This is a genomic window from Streptomyces sp. P17, from assembly GCF_032436805.1.
In the GTDB taxonomy this organism is placed as follows: Bacteria; Actinomycetota; Actinomycetes; order Streptomycetales; family Streptomycetaceae; genus Streptomyces.
The window spans coordinates 16079-31762 of sequence record NZ_JAVRBF010000053.1 but is presented as its reverse complement, the minus strand read 5'-3'; the positions used below and the strand labels follow the sequence as shown (position 1 = coordinate 31762).

Sequence of the window (15684 nt, the reverse complement as noted above, 5' to 3'; positions counted from 1 at the left end):
TATGAAGATCGGATTCTCTTCCCGGGTGACCGTCTCGGCCTGCGCGCTCTGTGTGACGGGCCTGTTGGGGCTCGCGCCCGCCGCGGTGGCCGACCCGGGTGACACAGGCCCCGGTGGGACGGAGCGGGCGCGGGTGGCGGCGGTTCCGGAGGCGTCGTTGCTGCGTCGCTCCGGTACGCATGTGCGGTTGCGCGCGGGGGCGCCCAAGGTGCCACGGGTCTCCGCGCTGTCGTGGGTGGTCGCCGACGCCGGTACGGGCGAGGTGCTCGCCGCGCACGACGCGCACCGCAAACTGCCGCCCGCCAGCACCCTCAAGACACTCTTCGCCCTCACCGTGCTGCCCGCCCTGCCCGGCGGGATCCGGCACACGGTCGACGAGGAGGATCTGTCGGACATCGGTCCGGGCAGCAGCTTGGTCGGGGTCGCCGAGGGGCGTACGTACCGGGTCGCCGATCTGTGGAACGGCGTGTTCCTCAACTCGGGCAACGACGCCGTGCACGTCCTGGCCCGGCTGAACGGCGGCTGGCGTGCCACGGCCGGCCGGATGCAGGCCAAGGCCCGTGCGCTCGGCGCCCTCGACACCCGGGTGCTGTCGCCGGACGGCTACGACACACCGGGCCAGGTGTCCTCGGCGTACGACCTGGCGGTGTTCGGCCGGGCGGGGCTGCGCAACAAGGAGTTCGCACGGTACTGCGCCACCGTCGAGGCCAGGTTCCCGGGCCGCGGCGGATGGTCGTACCCCATCCGCAACACCAACCGGCTGCTGACCGGCGCCGACGGGGTCGCCCCCTACCCCGGCCTGATCGGCGTCAAGAACGGCTACACCAGCAACGCCGGACACACGCTCGTGTCCGCCGCCCGCAAGGGCGGCAGGACCCTCCTCGTCACGGTGATGAAACCCCAGTACGGCGGCAGCCGCGCCGTCTACGAGGAGGCTCGGCAGCTGTTGGACTGGGGCTTCGCCGCGGCGGGACGGGTCGATCCCGTGGGCTCGCTGGACGCCCTGCGGGCCAAGCCGCGGCAGGGGCCCGAGCCGGTGTCCGCGGCAGCCGTCGCGGCGCCGGTGGACGCGGGCCCGGGCTGGGCCGAGGCCGGGATGGTGGCCGGTGCCGCCGGGCTCGGTGCGGGTGCCGTCGCTGTCACGCTACGTCCCAGAAGAAGGCGCCCGGTGGGGAGTTGACCCACCGGCAGCCACACCAGCAGGCCGAGGGTGATCCAGACGTAGGTGTTGGAGCCGATGAAACCGTCGACGCCGGAGGAGTCGTCGAACCACAGCCACACCACGCTCGTGCACAGCACCGCGTACAGGGCGGCCGCGGTGCGCGGGTGCCCGGCGCGGATCAGCACGGCGAACGACGGCAGCAGCCACACCAGGTGGTGCACCCAGGTGATGGGGCTGACCAGACACGCCGTCAGGCCCGTCAGGGCGAACGCCGCGATCCACTCCCCCGCGGCGATCGCCCTGCTCGCCCGCCACGCCCACACGCACAGCACCAGCAGCACGGCGACCGCCCACAGTGCCCGGTCCGGCTCGCCGAGGCGGGCCAGGACGCCCTGGAGGGACTGGTTCGACACGTAGTCCAGGCGGCCGATCCGGGTGGTGTCCCACAGGGCCCGCGTCCAGTAGAACCGGGAGGCGTCCGGGGTCACCCAGGCCGCCAGGGCCGTCGCCCCGACGGCCACGGCCGTGGCGACCCCGGCCGCCCGCCACCGGCGGCCCAGCAGGAGCAGTCCGATGAAGATCGCGGGGGTGAGTTTGATCGCGGCGGCCAGGCCGATCCCGTAACCCACCCAGCGTTCCCGCCCGGTGGCCAGCAGCGAGGCGTCCGTCAGCACCAGGGCGAGCAGCAGGACGTTCACCTGGCCGAAGCTGAAGGTGTCGCGCAGCGGCTCGAACATGGCGAGCGCGCAGGCGCCGAGGACGCAGCCGAACCAGCCGTAGCGCCGCCAGCCCCGTCCGGCCAGGATGCGCAGGACCACGGCCAGCGCGGCGAGGTTGAGCAGCAGCGCGACGGCGATGGCGGCGGGCAGGTCCAGCAGGGCCATGGGCAGCATGGCGACGGCGGCGAACGGCGGGTAGGTGAAGCCGTACGTCGTCCCGGGGACCAGATAGTCGTAGATCCGTCCGCCGTGGTGGATCCAGCTGTCCACGGTGCCGTGGTAGACGCGCAGGTCGAACCAGTCACGCAGCAGCGGCACGGTCGCGGTGAACGCGGTCACGGCGGGCACGAGGAACAACGTCAGCAGCAGTCGTCCACGGTCGGTGGCGGGCAGTCTCATGCGGTACGCCCCCAGGCCGGCGCGAGTTCCGCCTGGTGGGCCTGCCACAGCACGACCACCGCGAGCACCCCGCCGGACACCGCGAGCACCAACTGACCGGCGTCCGCCGGACCCCCGCTGGGCAGTGTCGTGAGCGCCAGTACGCCGGTCACGGCGGCCACCCGGTGTCGTACCGAGGCGCTGGGCGCCGCGGCGGCGATGAGGAACAGGCCCCACAGGGCGTACCAGGGGCGGATCGCGGGGCCGAAGGCGGCCACGGCCGCGAGGCTGAGGCCGAGCGCGTACACCGGGCGCACCCTGAGCCGTAGCCATATGACCGCTATGGCGACCACGGCGGCGGCGATGCCGAGCGCGTGCCAGGCCGGGACGGCCAGGGGTGCCAGGTCGCTGCCGAGCCACTCCAGCAGGGCGCGGGTGGCGCGGCCGAGGAGGCTGGTGAGCGCCCAGTTGTGCGGGGAGACGGGCGTGTTGAGGGCGCCGATCCAGCCGTATCCGGTACCGGCGACGGCGGTCGCGGCGACCGTCGTGGCCGCGGCCGCCGCCGTGGTCGTCACAACGGCCCGTGCCGGGGAGCGGCCCGCCCGCACCTGGAGTACGACGACCGCGGCCAGGCCCAGCACCGCGGGCGCCTTGACCAGCGCGGCGAGGGTGACGAGTACGGCGCCCACGACTGGCCACCGGCCGAGCGCGGCGAGCAGGCCGAGGCCGAGCAGGCCGAGCATGACGGCGTCGTTGTGGGCGCCCGCGACCAGGTGCAGCAGCACCAGCGGGTTGAGGGCGCCGAGCCACAGCGCGGCGGCCGGGTCGGCACCGCTGTGCCGGGCGAGCCGGGGCAGCGCGGCCGCCATCAGGGCCACCCCGAGCAGCGCGACGAGCCGCATCCCGAAGAGGCCCGCGGGGAGTTCACCCCTGGTGAGCGCGGACAGCCCGGAGGCGAGAGCGAGGAAGACCGGTCCGTACGGGGCTCCCGTGTGCTGCCACAGCGGGGCGACCTCGTCGGCGAGCGGGCCGCCGAGCCGGGACGGCCCGTTTGCGTAGACGTCGATGTGGGCGTCCACCATGGCGCCCTGCGCGAGATAGCTGTACACGTCCCGGCTGAACAGCGGCGGGGCGAGCAGCAGCGGGGCCGCCCACAGGGCGAGGGTGACCAGCAGGGCGCGCGGTGTGGGCGGCTCGTCGCCGAGCAGGAGACGGCCCAGCAGCGCCCAGGCCGCTATCAGCAACACGACGCCGAAGTACACGCCGATCAGACCGAGGGCGGCCTCGGCGGAGGACGGCGCGAGGAGGTCCCGGACGGGGAGCGCTCCTGCGGTGCCACCGCCTGCCGCGAGGACGGCGGTACCGGCCAGTCCGAGCACCTGGCAGCGGCGGAGATCGACGGGGAAAGCCATGGCCAACACTCGGTCAGCGTGTCAACGCCGGGTGGCCGGAAATCGACGCGGGGACCTCCGGGGGGAAGCCGAAGCGTGTCCGGTGCGTGGCTGGTTTGGGGGTGTTGAATCGGAACGGCAAAACAGGCGACCGGCGTTCCAACCTGGCCGCCGACCGAAGGAGGCGGCACATGGCCGATGCCGTGGATCTCATCTGCTCGGGCGGGTGATGCTGACCATGGCCCGGTAGAGGGCGGTGGGTGTCGGGGCGTCGGGGAGTGGGGGCAGGGGTGCGTCGGGGGTGGCGAAGGAGCGGACCATGTGGCCCACCAGTCGGCGCCAGGTATCGGGGGCCGCGTCGCCGGCGGCGTTGATGACGCCGGCGTTGGCCATGAGCAGGATGGGCATGTCCCGGTCGTCGAAGTCCTCGCGCAGGTAGCCGGTGGCCCGGGCCCGGGCGATGAGGTCGATGAAGCCGTGGTACGCCTCGGCGCGGCGCTTTTCCAACGCCTTGGCGGCGGGGAACGTCATGGTGAGGACGTCGGCGAAGCCACGGTCGGCAGCCTGCATCGCGCACACGGCGGTGATGTACCCGGTGAAGCCGTGCCAGGGGTCGGGGTCGGCGAGCGCCTCGGTGACGGCGTCGGCGTAGGCGTCCATGCGGTCGGCAAAGACGGCGTTGATCAGCTCCTCGCGGCTGGCGAAGCGGCGGGAGAGGGTGGCTTTGCCGACGCCGGCCTCGCGGGCGACGGACGCCATCGAGACGCCGAGTCCCTCGGTGGCGTACAGGCGGCGGGCGGCGGCCAGGATGCGGTCGCGGTTGCGTTCGGCGTCGGCGCGCAGCCCCGTTTCGGGCGTGCGGCCTGGGGTTTCGTCGGTGGCTGCGGTATCGGTCATGCCTCCACCATATCGAAGTGGAACAACCTTCCCAGTTGTGTTGTTACGCTGGCAGAGTGAAACGGGAAGGCCGTTCCACATAGGAAAGGTGTATGCCATGCGTGCTGTCGCACTGAACGAAGTCCCCTCCGCTCCGGCTGTGGCCGAGGTCGACACTCCCCGCCCGGAGGCGGGTGAGCTGCTGGTGAAGGTGGCGGTGTCGTCGGTGAACGGCTTCGACGCCGCGACGGCGGCGGGCTACCTGCAGGGGATGATGGAGCACCGGTTCCCGCTGGTGGTCGGCAAGGACTTCGCGGGCACCGTCGAGGCGCTCGGCGAGGGCGTGGAGGGCTTTGCCGTCGGGGACGCGGTCTTCGGCGTGGTGATGAAGCCGTTCCTGGGCACCGGCTCGCTCGCCGAGTACGTCACCGTCTCCGCCGCATACGGCGTCGCCCACGTCCCCGCGGGCCTGGACCTCAAGGACGCGGGTGCGCTGGGCCTGGCCGGCACCGCCGCCTTCGACAGCCTGACCGCCCTGAACATCGGCAAGGACGAGACGGTGCTGGTCTCCGGCGCCACCGGCGGCGTCGGCGCGCTGGCCGTGCAGCTCGCCGCCGCCCGTGGCGCGAAGGTCATCGCCACCGCCCGCCCGGGCACGGAGGCCGACTTCGTCACCGGCCTGACCGGCGCCGACGTCGAGGTGGTGGACTTCACCGGCGACCTCGCCGCGCAGGTCCGCGCGCTCGCGCCCGAGGGCGTGGACGCTGTCGTGCACCTGGCCGGTGACGGCGCGGCGCTGGCGGGCCTGCTCAAGCCTGGCGGGCGGATCGCCTCCACGCTCGGCCTGGCGAAGGACGCCGTCGACGGCCAGGACGTCACCGTCCACTCGGTCATGGCCGACGCCAACGCCCAGACCCTGACCACGCTGGCCGAGCAGGTGGCCTCCGGCGCGCTGCGCGTTCCGGTCACCGCGACCTTCCCGCTGGCACAGGCCGACGAGGCGTTCGCCGCGTTCGGCTCCGGCGCGCTCGGCAAGATCGCCGTCACCTGCTCCTGATCACTCCCGCCCACCCGTTCACCCAGCTTCACGGAGAGAAAAGACAGATCGTGTCCACCATCGCCATCATCGGCGCCGGCCCCGGCATGGGCCTGGCCATCGCCCGCACCTTCGGCCGCCGCGGCTTCGACGTCGCGCTGATCTCCCGCACCCAGGACAAGCTCGACGCCCTGGCCAAGCAGCTCGGCGAGGAGGGCATCACCGCCCAGGGCTTCGCCGCCGACGTCATGGACCGGCCCTCCCTGACCGCCGCGCTGGAGGCCGCCAAGGCCCGCTTCGGTGCCATCGACGTCCTGGAGTACTCCCCGGCCCCGCACACCCCGAGCCCCGGCATCACCCTCGCCGCCCCCTCCGAGGCGACCGTGGCGAACCTCCAGCCACAGATCGAGTACAACCTCTACGGCGCCGTCGAAGCCGCGCGTGCCGTGCTGCCCGCGATGCGTGCGGCCGGCGCCGGAACGCTGCTGTTCACCACCGGCGGCGGCTCCGTCGACCCCATCCCGATGCTCGGCAACGTCAACGCGTCCGCCGCGGCCCTGCGTAACTGGGTCATCAACCTGAACAAGGAACTGACCGGCAGCGGCGTCTACGCGGGCCACATCGCGATCGGCGTGTGGATCGGCGACGGCGGCCCGGAGGGCATCCCCAGCGCGACGCCCGAGCAGATCGCCCCCCTGTACTGGGAGCTGCACGAAGCCCGCGACCGCGCCGAGGCCGTTTTCACCGGCTGACCACAGCCGCACCCCCTGGGAAGGGGCCGCCTCACGGCGCCCCTCCCGGCACCTCTCCCTCCTCTTCGGATCTCTTAAGGACCTCGTGCTGTGAACGTCTTCCTGTGGATCGTGCAGGCCGTGCTCGCGCTCATGTTCGCGATGGCCGGTGTCATGAAGTCCACCCAGCCCAAAGCCAAGCTCGCCGAGAAGCTCCCCTGGGTCAGTGACTACTCCCCCGGCACCGTCCGCTTCATCGGCGTCGTGGAGCTCGCCGCCGCGCTCGGGCTGATCCTGCCCGCGGCCACCGGCATCGCCCCGGTGCTGACTCCGCTGGCCGCGACCGGTCTGGCCGTGGTCATGGTCCTGGCCATGGTCGCCCATGCCCGCCGCAAGGAGCCGCAGGCGATCGGTTTCAACGCCGTCCTGCTGATCCTGGCCGCCCTGGTGGCCTGGGGCCGCTTCGGCCCCTACAGCTTCTGACCCGCCGCTCACCGTTCCCTGCCCCCGGTTCTCTGCCCCCGACATCCCGCCTGCCAAGGAGGCTTGACGTGAAGATCCACGCTCTGGGCTACGTCGGATTCGAATCCCCCCGCCACGAGGACTGGCTGGCCTTCGGCCCCGAGGTCCTGGGCCTGCAGACAGGCGAGCGCGGTGCGGACGGCACCGTGCACCTGCGCATGGACGACCGCCACCGCCGCCTGTCCGTCCACCCCGGCGAAGAGGACCGCCTGGCCTACGTCGGCTGGGAGCTGGCGGGCAAGGCCGCCTTCACCGACGCCGTCACCGAGCTGGAAGCCAGGGGCTACGCACCTCGCCTCGGGTCGGCTGAGGACTGCGCGGAGCGCCAGGTACAGGGGCTGGCCCGCTTCGAGGACCCGTTCGGCTTCCCGCACGAGATCTTCTACGCCCCCGTCTTCACCGTGGGCTCGTTTCCTGCCGTGCAAGCCGGTGGCCGGCCACTTCGTCGGCGGCACCGACGGGGTGGGGCACGTCGTGTTCGTCGTCCCCGAGATCACGCCCGAACTGGAGACCTTCACCACCGACGTGGTCGTGTTCGTGCAGGATCTGTCCGGGCGTCCGCTCGAAGAGCCGGCCGCTGATCTCGGGATCCACGTCGTTCAGGTCGTAGGCCACGACCACGGTGTCCGCCCGCTCGGGATCGAAGGGCAGTGCGGGCAGGGCCAGCACCTCAGCCGCGGCCAGGCCCAGGACGTGGCTGCCGCGGTCGGGCAGCACGGACACGGACGTCGGCTGCACTCCGGCGGCTTCCAGCACCGTCTTCAGGCGCAGCAGACCGCGCAGGCACTGGTCGTGGGTGTCCTGGAGCCAGGCGTACCGGCCGTCATGCCCGCGCCGAAGCCGTACGGCGACAGCGTGCCGAGGACGGTGCCGCCCAGGACGTACTGCCAGCCCCGCAGAGCCGTCCGGTCCAGCGCGCTGACCGCCTCCGCGCTCGCCGCCCGCTCCAGCATGCGGCTCTGACGCGCCTGCGCGGACAGCCACTGCTCGTCCTCCGGATCCGGCAGCAGGGCGTGCTGACGGCGTGCCAGGGTGAGGTCGCCGGACATAAGGGCGTTGCAGACGAGGAGATAGCGGTCCGGCCAGTCGGCGAGGTCGCCCTCGTACGCGGTCAGTGCCTCTACGGCCTCGCTGTGCCGTCCCTCGCGCTCGTAGGCGGAGACCAGCTCGCGCAGCGCCGCCGTGGAACCCGGCACCAGGCGCAGCGCCTCCCGCAGGGCGGGGATCGCCAGATAGGACACGCCGCGCTCCACGCACGCGTACCCGAAGTCGTAGAGCTCCTGCGGCTTGTCGGGACGGGAGGCGAGCGCCTCGGCCGCCTGCTGGAGGTCTTCGAATCCGGCGGCACGGGCCGCGCGGGCCGCCACCAGGGCTATCTCCCCGAGGGGCAGATCGTCGGTTCCGGACCGCAGCTGGCGCAGGGCGCCGGGGATGTCCCCGGCGTCCAGGGATTCCCAGGCCTTGAGGAGTTCGGGGGACTTTGGGGCGGCGGGGCTTGCGCGAGAACATGGGAGCGATCTTCGCCCGGGACGGGCACGCTCTCAACCGTATTAGGCGTTGGCCGACGGCTCAGCCGCTCAGGCCCAGCTCACCCGCGCGCATCCCGGCCTGGAACCGCGAACCCGTGTCCAGGGTGTCGAGCAGTTCGGCGACCCGTCGGCGGTAGGTCCGCAGGGACATGCCGAGTTCGCGTGCGGCTGTCGCGTCGGTGACGCCCGAGCCCAGCGCCCGCAGGACTGTCCGGCTCTCCGCGTCGAGTTGGGGACGTTGCGCGCGCGGGAATCCGTCGAGGTCGGTGGCCGCCTCCCAGGCGGCTTCGAACAGGGCGTGTACTCCGCCGACCAGGGTGGGCGCGGTGGTCACGGTGTACTCCCGGCCGCCGGGGGCGTCACGCCGGCGAGGATCGCGTACCGACGGTCGATGATGATCGTCTCGTGGGGCAGGGCGGTAGCCGCGATCCGCACCCGGGCGCCCAGCTCGCCCTGGCCTGGCTGCTCGCCCGCTCTCCCGTCGTCCTGGCCATCCCCGGCACCGGCTCCCTGTCCCACCTGGAGGAGAACACCGCCGCCGGGTCGATCGTCCTCACCGACGAGGATCTCGCCGACCTCACGGCGGAGTAGGCCTCGCCGTTCAGAACACCGACAGGCCCGTGAGCGTGGTGAAGCGGTCCAGGGCCGCCACACCCGCCACCGAGTTGCCGCGCTCGTCCAGGCCGGGGCTCCATACGCACAGCGTGCAGCGGCCGGGGACTACGGCGATGATGCCGCCGCCCACGCCGCTCTTGCCGGGCAGGCCCACGCGGTAGGCGAAGTCGCCCGCCGCGTCGTACGTCCCGCAGGTCAGCATCACCGCGTTGACCTGCTTGGCCTGGCTGCGGGTCAGCAGACGGGAGCCGTCGGCGCGGACGCCGTGCCGGGCGAGGAAGCCGGTGGCCAGGGCGAGGTCGGCACAGGAGGCGCGGATCGAGCACTGGCGGAAGTACTGGTCGAGGAGGACCGGAACCGGGTTGTCGATGTTGCCGTAGGACGCCATGAAGTGGGACAGGGCGGCGTTGCGGTCACCGTGCGCGGACTCCGACGCGGCGACGTCCTTGTCGAAGTCCAGGGTCGGGTTGCCGCTCTCCTCGCGCAGGAAGGCGAGCAGTTCACCGGCCGCGTCGCCGGTACGGGTCTGCAGGCGGTCGGTGACGACCAGGGCGCCGGCGTTGATGAACGGATTGCGTGGGATGCCGTTCTCGTACTCCAGCTGCACCAGGGAGTTGAAGGGGTTGCCGGAGGGCTCGCGGCCCACGTGCTCCCACAGTTCGTCGCCCTCGCGGGCCAGGTCGAGGGCGAGGGTGAAGACCTTGGTGATGGACTGGGTGGAGAAGGGCTCACGCCACTCCCCCACCCCGTACACCGTGCCGTCGAGCTCGGCGACGGCCATGCCGAAGCTGCGCGGGTCGCAGGCCGCGAGCGCCGGGATGTAGTCGGCGGCGCGGCCGCTGCCGGGGGTGCGCCCGATCTCGTCGGCGATGCGCTCCAGGACCGGCTGGAAGGTCTGGGACGACGGTGCAACACTCATGATCACCATTGTGCCTCCGGGCCGGTCCTGGCGCGCATTCGCAGGTCGGGCGAGCGGGTCAGGCGAGCAGGTCAGACGAGCGGAGAGCCGCTGCCCGCGAGCACCTCGGGACGCAGCAGGCCGGCGAGCGTCTCGGCGGGCAACAGGCCCTTCTCCAGGACGAGTTCGGCGACTCCGCGGCCGGTGGCGAGGGCCTCCTTGGCGATGTCGGTGGCGGCCGTGTACCCGATGTGCGGGTTGAGGGCGGTGACCAGACCGATGGAGTTCTCCACGGTCCGGCGCAGCTCCTCGGTGTTGGCGGTGATGCCGTCCACACAGCGCTCGGCGAGAGTAAGACAGGCCGCACGCAGATGGGTGATGGACTCCGACAGGGAGTGCAGGATGATCGGCTCGAAGGCGTTCAGCTGGAGCTGTCCGGCCTCGGCGGCCATGGTGATGGTGACGTCGTTGCCGATCACCTCGAAGGCGACCTGGTTGACGACCTCGGGGATGACCGGGTTGACCTTGCCGGGCATGATCGACGAACCGGCCTGCACGGGCGGCAGGTTGATCTCGCCGAGGCCCGCGCGCGGGCCGGAGGACAGCAGCCGCAGGTCGTTGCAGCTCTTGGAGAGCTTGACCGCGATCCGCTTGAGCACACCCGACATCTGGACGAACGCGCCGCAGTCCTGGGTGGCTTCGACCAGGTTGGCGGCGGTGACCAGGGGCAGTCCGGTGATCTCGGCGAGGTGGCGGCGGGCCGATTCGGCGTAACCGGCCGGAGCATTGAGTCCAGTCCCGATGGCTGTAGCGCCGAGGTTGATTTCATGGATCAACTCGACAGCCTCGTCAAGACGGGACCGGTCCTCGTCAATCATGACGGCATACGCCGAGAACTCTTGACCCAGTGTCATGGGGACCGCGTCCTGCAACTGTGTACGGCCCATCTTGAGCACATCACGGAACTCGACGGCCTTACGGGCGAAGGCGTCCTGCAGTACAGCCATCGCCTTGAGCAGTCCATGTACCGCGAAGACCGTCGATATCTTGACCGCCGTCGGGTAGACGTCATTGGTTGACTGGCCGAGGTTGACGTCCTCATTGGGGTGCAGGTACTGGTACTGCCCCTTCGCGTACCCCAGCAGCTCCAACGCCCGGTTGGCGATGACCTCGTTGGCGTTCATGTTGGTCGAGGTACCGGCGCCGCCCTGGATCGCATCGACCACGAACTGCTCGTGCAGCTTGCCGTCACGGATCTCCCGGCAGGCTTCGACAATGGCGGCGGCCTTCTTCGCCTCCAGCAGACCGAGCTCCTCATTGGCAAGGGCAGCGGCCTCCTTCACGGCGGCCAGGGCATCGATCAGATGCGGGTACGCGGAGATCGGGGTACCGGTGATGGGGAAGTTCTCGGTGGCACGCAGGGTGTGCACACCCCAGTACGCGTCGGCGGGGACGTCACGGTCGCCGAGCAGATCGTGTTCGCTGCGGGCAGCGGCGGCGGTCATGGAAGAATGTCCACTTTCTGAGAAGGGTGAAGGTGAGCTACGTAAGGGGCGCGGGGCGTTATCGATTTGCGGCTACCGCCGCGTGGGCGCGACCAGCCAAGACGGACCAGCAGCCGCATGACGGAATGTGCGGCACATCCTTAGGCGCACGGAGCAACAGCAACGGGCTCCAGCGAACGAACCGGCCGCACGAAACCGACCGGCTGCCCACCTCCGAGCAGCGCCTCTCCCCGGAACTCGGTGAGCAACGACGGATCGACCCCGGCCCAAGCCAACGCCGCCGCCCCGACAGGGATCCGCGCCCGATTCGCCCCGTCCGCGATCTTCACGGCAACGGAACGCCCATCAGCCAGCGCAGCAACCTGCACCCCCTCGAAGCCGTCCTTCGCGAGCAACCCCGGCACGGCCCGCATCAGTGCAGCCACATCCCGCCCGGACCCGGAGGCCATCTCGGCGTGCTCCCGCATCGCGTCGGCCACCCGGGCCTCGGGCGTACCGGGCGCGGCGGTGGTGATGCGGGCCGCGGCCCGCGCAAGCCCATGCAGCGAGACGGAGAACAACGGAGCCCCGCACCCGTCAACGGTCACCTGCGCGATGCGCTGCCCCGTAAGGTCCTCAACGATCTCGGCGATGGCCTGCTGGAGAGGGTGGCCGGGGTCGAGGTAACCGTCCAGCGACCACCCGTTCAACCGGCAGGTGTACAGCATCGCCGCATGCTTGCCGGAGCAGTTCTGGGCGAGCCGGGAGGGAAGACGCCCCTCCCGCACCCACGCGTCCCGGACGACGGGGTCGTACGGCATGTCGGTGACGTTGCCCAGATCGTCCTCGGAGACACCCGCCAACTCCAGGATCCGCCGGGTACCGGCAAGGTGCCGCTCCTCGCCGGAGTGGCTGGCCGCGGCGAGGGAGAGGAGTTCGCCGTCGAGCGGCAGCCCGGCGCGGACCATGGCGACGGCCTGGACGGGCTTGAGGGCCGAGCGGGGGTAGAACGCGGCCTCGATGTCGCCGAGCTGGAACTGGACCTCGCCCTCGGTGCCGAGGACGACGACCGAGCCGTAGTGGATCCCTTCCACGACCCCGCCGCGTATGAGGTGGGCGACGGGGGCGTGGAGGGGTTCACGGACGAGGGGTGCCGCCGCGAGCGAACTGCTGTACATCACTGCCTGATTCTTGGGGTGGTGGGTGTGAGCCGGGCGCGGTTCACGCGTCGGCGTTACTGGATTGCGTGCGTGCGGCCCGGCTGCGGATGGCGTACCAGCCGGCGACGAGCGCGGCGACGATCAGCGGCAGGCACAGCACGGTGGTGCGGCCGGCGCCTCCGTCGGCGTACATGAGGACCAGGACGGAGGCGAGGAAGGCCAGCGTCACGAGTTCGGTCCAGGGGGAGCCCGGCAGTCGGTAGCCGGGGCGGGTGAGTTCGCCGTTCTGGGTCTTCTGCCAGAAGAGCAGGTGACAGACCATGATCATGCCCCAGGTCGCGAGGATGCCGATCGCCGCGAAGTTCAGGACGATCTCGAACGCGTCGGCGGGGACCACGAAGTTGAGGCCCACGCCGAGGACACAGATACCGCTGGTGAGCAGGATGCCGCCGTACGGGACCTGGCTGCGGCTCATCACGCCGGTGAACTTCGGGGCGGAGCCGGACATGGCCATGGAGCGCAGGATCCGGCCGGTGGAGTACAGGCCGGAGTTGAGGGAGGACATCGCCGCGGTGAGGACGACCAGGTTCATCACGCCGCCGGCCGCCGGGATTCCGATGTTGGACAGCACGGTGACGAAAGGGCTCTCGCCCGCCTTGTACGACGACCAGGGCAGCAGCATCGAGAGCAGGACGACGGAGCCGACGTAGAACAGGCCCACGCGCCACATGATCGAGTTGATCGCCTTCGGCATGATCTTCTCGGGGTTCTCGGTCTCGCCCGCCGCGACGCCGACGAGCTCGACGGAGGCGTAGGCGAAGACGACGCCCTGGATGATCAGGAGCATGGGCAGCAGGCCGTTGGGGAAGAGGCCGCCGTGATCGGTGATCAGGGATGGGCCGGGGGTCGTGCCGTCGACCTCGTGCTGCGTGACCAGCAGGAAGATGCCGATACACATGAAGATCACGAGTGCGCTGACCTTGATGATGGCGAACCAGAACTCCAGCTCGCCGAACATCTTCACCGAGATCAGGTTCACGGTGAGGACGATGGCCAGGGCTATCAGGGCGAGCACCCACTGCGGGATGTCGGAGAAGATGCCCCAGTAGTGGGTGTAGACGGCAACCGCGGTGATGTCGGCGATGCCGGTGGTGGCCCAGTTGAGGAAGTACATCCAGCCCGCGGTGTACGCGCCCTTCTCCCCCATGAATTCACGCGCGTACGAGACGAAGGCGCCGGACGAGGGCCGGTACAGGACGAGTTCGCCGAGGGCGCGCACGACGAGGAAGGCGAAGATTCCGCAGACCGCGTAGGCAATGAACAGGGAGGGGCCCGCGTCGGCGAGGCGGCCGCCGGCGCCGAGGAAGAGGCCGGTGCCGATGGCGCCGCCGATGGCGATCATGTTGACGTGCCGGGACTTCAGGGACTTGCTGTAGCCCGCGTCTCCGGCATCGACATGGCCGGAACGTTTCTGCACGCCTTCGTTCTGCACGCCGTCGTGCAGGGACTGCTCGCTCACGCCTCGGGTCCGCCTTCCGTGGTGGTGCTCGTGCGCGCGGGGCGCACGATGTCGGTGAGGGTGGTCTCGACGCGGTCGAGGTGATGCGCCATGGCCTCGGTCGCGTCGTGCTCGGAACCGTCGATCAGCGCCTCGACGATCGCCCGGTGCTCGCGGTTGGACTGCTCGCGGCGGCCGCCCAGTTCGTTGAGGAAGGCCGACTGACGCGCCAGCGCGTCCCGGATCTCCTCGATGACCCGGCGGAAGACCGGGTTCTGGGCGGCTTCGGCCACGGCGAGATGGAAGAGGGTGTCCATCGCGACCCACGCGGTGGTGTCCGTCTCGCGTTCCATACGGTCGAGCAGATGAGCCAGGTGGTCGAGGTTCTCCGGGGTGCGGCGCACCGCCGCGTATCCGGCGACCGGGATCTCGACGTGCCGGCGCACCTCCAGCAGGTCGCTGGCCGCGTAGTCGCCGAAGGTGGGGTCCTCGACGGTGCTGGCGACGACGAAGGTGCCCTTGCCGGTCTTGGAGACGGTCAGGCCCATGGTCTGCAGGGCCCTGAGGGCCTCGCGCAGCACCGGTCGGCTGATCTCCAGGGTGCGGCACAGCTCCGCCTCGGAGGGGAGCTTGTCGCCCACGGCGTACTCGCCGCGTTCGATGGCGGCGCGCAGGTGCGCGAGCACCGCTTCCATGGCGCTGATGCGCCGGGGAGGCTGTCCGGCTGTCCGGCTGTCTGACAGGTTCACGGGAGTGATACTCCGGGTGCCGGGAGGTGCTGTCAAGGCGGGTGAAACGAAAGTTTCAGCCGGTGCCCGGAATGAAAGCCGCCCTCACCTGGTCAGCTGTTCAGCGCGCCGCTGCCGAGCAGCGCGAACAGCAGCAGACCCACGACGATGCGGTAGACGACGAAGGCGTTGAAGGTGTGCTTCGCCACGAACCGCAGCAGCCAGGCGATCGAGGCGTAGGCGACGACGAAGGAGACCGCCGTACCGGCCACGAGCGGCGCCACGCCCGCCCCGGCGCCGAGGGCGTCCTTGAGCTCGTACAGTCCAGCTCCGGTCAGGGCGGGGATGCCGAGAAAGAACGACAGGCGGGTGGCGGCGACCCGGTCCAGGTCGAGAAGGAGGGCCGTGGACATCGTGGCGCCCGAGCGCGAGAAACCGGGGAAGAGCAGGGCGAGGATCTGGGAGCCGCCGACGAGCATCGCGTCCTTGAAGGAGGTGTCGTCCTCTCCCCTCTTGTGCCGCCCGAACCGGTCCGCCGCCCACATCACGCCGCTGCCGACGATCAGCGAGCCGGCGACCACCCACAGCGAGGCGAGCGGCCCCTTGATCAGCGGCTCGGCCGCCAGACCCACGGCTACCACGGGGACCGTCGCCCAGATCACCCACCAGGCGAACCGGTAGTCATGCACGTACCGCTGCTCGGGGTGACGCAGCCCGCGCACCCACGCCGAGACGATCCGGACGATGTCCTTGAAGAAGTAGACGAACACGGCGGCGATGGCGCCGACCTGGATGACGGCGGTGAAGCCGACGACGGCGTGGTCGTCGACGGGGATGCCCATGAGCCCCTCGGCGATCTTCAGATGGCCGGTGGAGGAGATGGGCAGGAACTCGGTCACCCCCTCGACGGCTCCGAGGAGGACGGCCTGACCGACGGTGATGGCGCTCATGGGATCC

General features: G+C 70.9%; 15 protein-coding genes and 3 pseudogenes. 6 read left to right on the top strand and 12 right to left on the bottom strand.

Features of this window, described 5'->3' with window-relative positions:
- Position 1: 1 nt before the first annotated feature.
- Positions 2-886: pseudogene (locus RMT89_RS29610) on the top strand (D-alanyl-D-alanine carboxypeptidase family protein); the annotation flags it as partial.
- Between the two features lie 38 nt (positions 887-924).
- Here the strand turns inward: RMT89_RS29610 and RMT89_RS29605 are convergent.
- The 3 genes from RMT89_RS29605 to RMT89_RS29595 all read right to left on the bottom strand — a co-directional run bounded on the left by RMT89_RS29605 (position 925) and on the right by RMT89_RS29595 (position 4547).
- Positions 925-2280, bottom strand: coding sequence for a glycosyltransferase 87 family protein (locus RMT89_RS29605; protein ID WP_315886840.1), 1356 nt, complete (start codon positions 2278-2280; stop codon positions 925-927).
- A complete protein-coding gene (mptB, locus tag RMT89_RS29600; RefSeq protein WP_315886871.1) occupies positions 2277-3671 on the bottom strand; it encodes a polyprenol phosphomannose-dependent alpha 1,6 mannosyltransferase MptB in 1395 nt (464 codons plus the stop codon). Before mptB ends, RMT89_RS29605 begins: the two co-directional genes overlap by 4 nt.
- A 189-nt stretch (positions 3672-3860) precedes the next feature.
- On the bottom strand, positions 3861-4547 hold the full coding sequence (locus tag RMT89_RS29595) for a helix-turn-helix domain-containing protein (protein WP_315886839.1): 687 nt from the start codon (positions 4545-4547) through the stop codon (positions 3861-3863).
- Between the two features lie 97 nt (positions 4548-4644).
- Here RMT89_RS29595 and RMT89_RS29590 point away from each other — a divergent pair, with 97 nt between their 5' ends.
- From RMT89_RS29590 to RMT89_RS46095, 4 genes and pseudogenes are all read left to right on the top strand, one after another.
- Positions 4645-5583: an NADP-dependent oxidoreductase gene (locus tag RMT89_RS29590; RefSeq protein WP_315886838.1), complete on the top strand. Its 939-nt coding sequence runs from the start codon at positions 4645-4647 to the stop codon at positions 5581-5583.
- 50 nt (positions 5584-5633) lie between these two features.
- Positions 5634-6314, top strand: a complete 681-nt coding sequence (locus RMT89_RS29585; protein ID WP_315886837.1) for an SDR family NAD(P)-dependent oxidoreductase — start codon at positions 5634-5636, stop codon at positions 6312-6314.
- 90 nt (positions 6315-6404) lie between these two features.
- Positions 6405-6776: a DoxX family protein gene (locus RMT89_RS29580; protein WP_315886836.1), complete on the top strand. Its 372-nt coding sequence runs from the start codon at positions 6405-6407 to the stop codon at positions 6774-6776.
- Between the two features lie 68 nt (positions 6777-6844).
- A pseudogene (locus RMT89_RS46095) lies at positions 6845-6952 on the top strand (hypothetical protein); the annotation flags it as partial.
- 259 nt (positions 6953-7211) lie between these two features.
- Here RMT89_RS46095 and RMT89_RS29570 read toward each other — a convergent pair.
- The 3 genes and pseudogenes from RMT89_RS29570 to RMT89_RS29560 all read right to left on the bottom strand — a co-directional run.
- Entirely contained in the window at positions 7212-7571 is a 360-nt protein-coding gene (locus tag RMT89_RS29570; RefSeq protein ID WP_315886834.1) for a hypothetical protein, read from the bottom strand.
- Between the two features lie 5 nt (positions 7572-7576).
- Entirely contained in the window at positions 7577-8182 is a 606-nt protein-coding gene (locus RMT89_RS29565; protein WP_315886833.1) for a hypothetical protein, read from the bottom strand.
- Between the two features lie 202 nt (positions 8183-8384).
- A pseudogene (locus tag RMT89_RS29560) lies at positions 8385-8791 on the bottom strand (DNA-binding response regulator); the annotation flags it as partial.
- Between RMT89_RS29560 and RMT89_RS29555 the strand changes: the two are divergent.
- Positions 8750-8935, top strand: coding sequence for an aldo/keto reductase (locus RMT89_RS29555; RefSeq protein ID WP_399498499.1), 186 nt, complete (start codon positions 8750-8752; stop codon positions 8933-8935). The pseudogene RMT89_RS29560 and the gene RMT89_RS29555 overlap by 42 nt on opposite strands.
- Before the next feature lie 10 nt (positions 8936-8945).
- Here RMT89_RS29555 and RMT89_RS29550 read toward each other — a convergent pair whose 3' ends face one another.
- The 6 genes from RMT89_RS29550 to RMT89_RS29525 all read right to left on the bottom strand — a co-directional run bounded on the left by RMT89_RS29550 (position 8946) and on the right by RMT89_RS29525 (position 15677).
- On the bottom strand, positions 8946-9887 hold the full coding sequence (locus RMT89_RS29550; RefSeq protein ID WP_315886832.1) for a glutaminase: 942 nt from the start codon (positions 9885-9887) through the stop codon (positions 8946-8948).
- A gap of 62 nt (positions 9888-9949) precedes the next feature.
- Complete coding sequence (aspA, locus tag RMT89_RS29545) at positions 9950-11362, bottom strand: aspartate ammonia-lyase (RefSeq protein WP_315886831.1); 1413 nt, start codon at positions 11360-11362, stop codon at positions 9950-9952.
- Positions 11363-11502: 140 nt separating this feature from the next.
- Positions 11503-12519 carry an asparaginase gene (locus RMT89_RS29540; protein ID WP_315886870.1) on the bottom strand — a complete coding sequence of 339 codons (1017 nt, stop codon included), beginning with the start codon at positions 12517-12519 and terminating at the stop codon, positions 11503-11505.
- A gap of 43 nt (positions 12520-12562) precedes the next feature.
- Complete coding sequence (locus RMT89_RS29535; protein WP_315886830.1) at positions 12563-14020, bottom strand: amino acid permease; 1458 nt, start codon at positions 14018-14020, stop codon at positions 12563-12565.
- Complete coding sequence (locus tag RMT89_RS29530) at positions 14017-14694, bottom strand: FadR/GntR family transcriptional regulator (protein ID WP_186284096.1); 678 nt, start codon at positions 14692-14694, stop codon at positions 14017-14019. Before RMT89_RS29530 ends, RMT89_RS29535 begins: the two co-directional genes overlap by 4 nt.
- Before the next feature lie 146 nt (positions 14695-14840).
- The gene (locus RMT89_RS29525) at positions 14841-15677 is read right to left on the bottom strand and encodes an undecaprenyl-diphosphate phosphatase (protein WP_315886829.1); all 837 of its coding nucleotides are present in this window, start codon (positions 15675-15677) and stop codon (positions 14841-14843) included.
- Between the last annotated feature and the right edge of the window lie 7 nt (positions 15678-15684).

What these genes read in the sequence shown, in the direction of transcription:
- RMT89_RS29605 (WP_315886840.1), bottom strand. Translation starts at nt 2,280, where the DNA reads ATGAGACTGCCCGCCACCGACCGTGGACGACTGCTGCTGACGTTGTTC.
- mptB (WP_315886871.1), bottom strand. Translation starts at nt 3,671, where the DNA reads ATGGCTTTCCCCGTCGATCTCCGCCGCTGCCAGGTGCTCGGACTGGCC.
- RMT89_RS29595 (WP_315886839.1), bottom strand. Translation starts at nt 4,547, where the DNA reads ATGACCGATACCGCAGCCACCGACGAAACCCCAGGCCGCACGCCCGAA.
- RMT89_RS29590 (WP_315886838.1), top strand. Translation starts at nt 4,645, where the DNA reads ATGCGTGCTGTCGCACTGAACGAAGTCCCCTCCGCTCCGGCTGTGGCC.
- RMT89_RS29550 (WP_315886832.1), bottom strand. Translation starts at nt 9,887, where the DNA reads ATGGTGATCATGAGTGTTGCACCGTCGTCCCAGACCTTCCAGCCGGTC.
- aspA (WP_315886831.1), bottom strand. Translation starts at nt 11,362, where the DNA reads ATGACCGCCGCCGCTGCCCGCAGCGAACACGATCTGCTCGGCGACCGT.
- RMT89_RS29540 (WP_315886870.1), bottom strand. Translation starts at nt 12,519, where the DNA reads ATGTACAGCAGTTCGCTCGCGGCGGCACCCCTCGTCCGTGAACCCCTC.
- RMT89_RS29530 (WP_186284096.1), bottom strand. Translation starts at nt 14,694, where the DNA reads ATGGAAGCGGTGCTCGCGCACCTGCGCGCCGCCATCGAACGCGGCGAG.
- RMT89_RS29525 (WP_315886829.1), bottom strand. Translation starts at nt 15,677, where the DNA reads ATGAGCGCCATCACCGTCGGTCAGGCCGTCCTCCTCGGAGCCGTCGAG.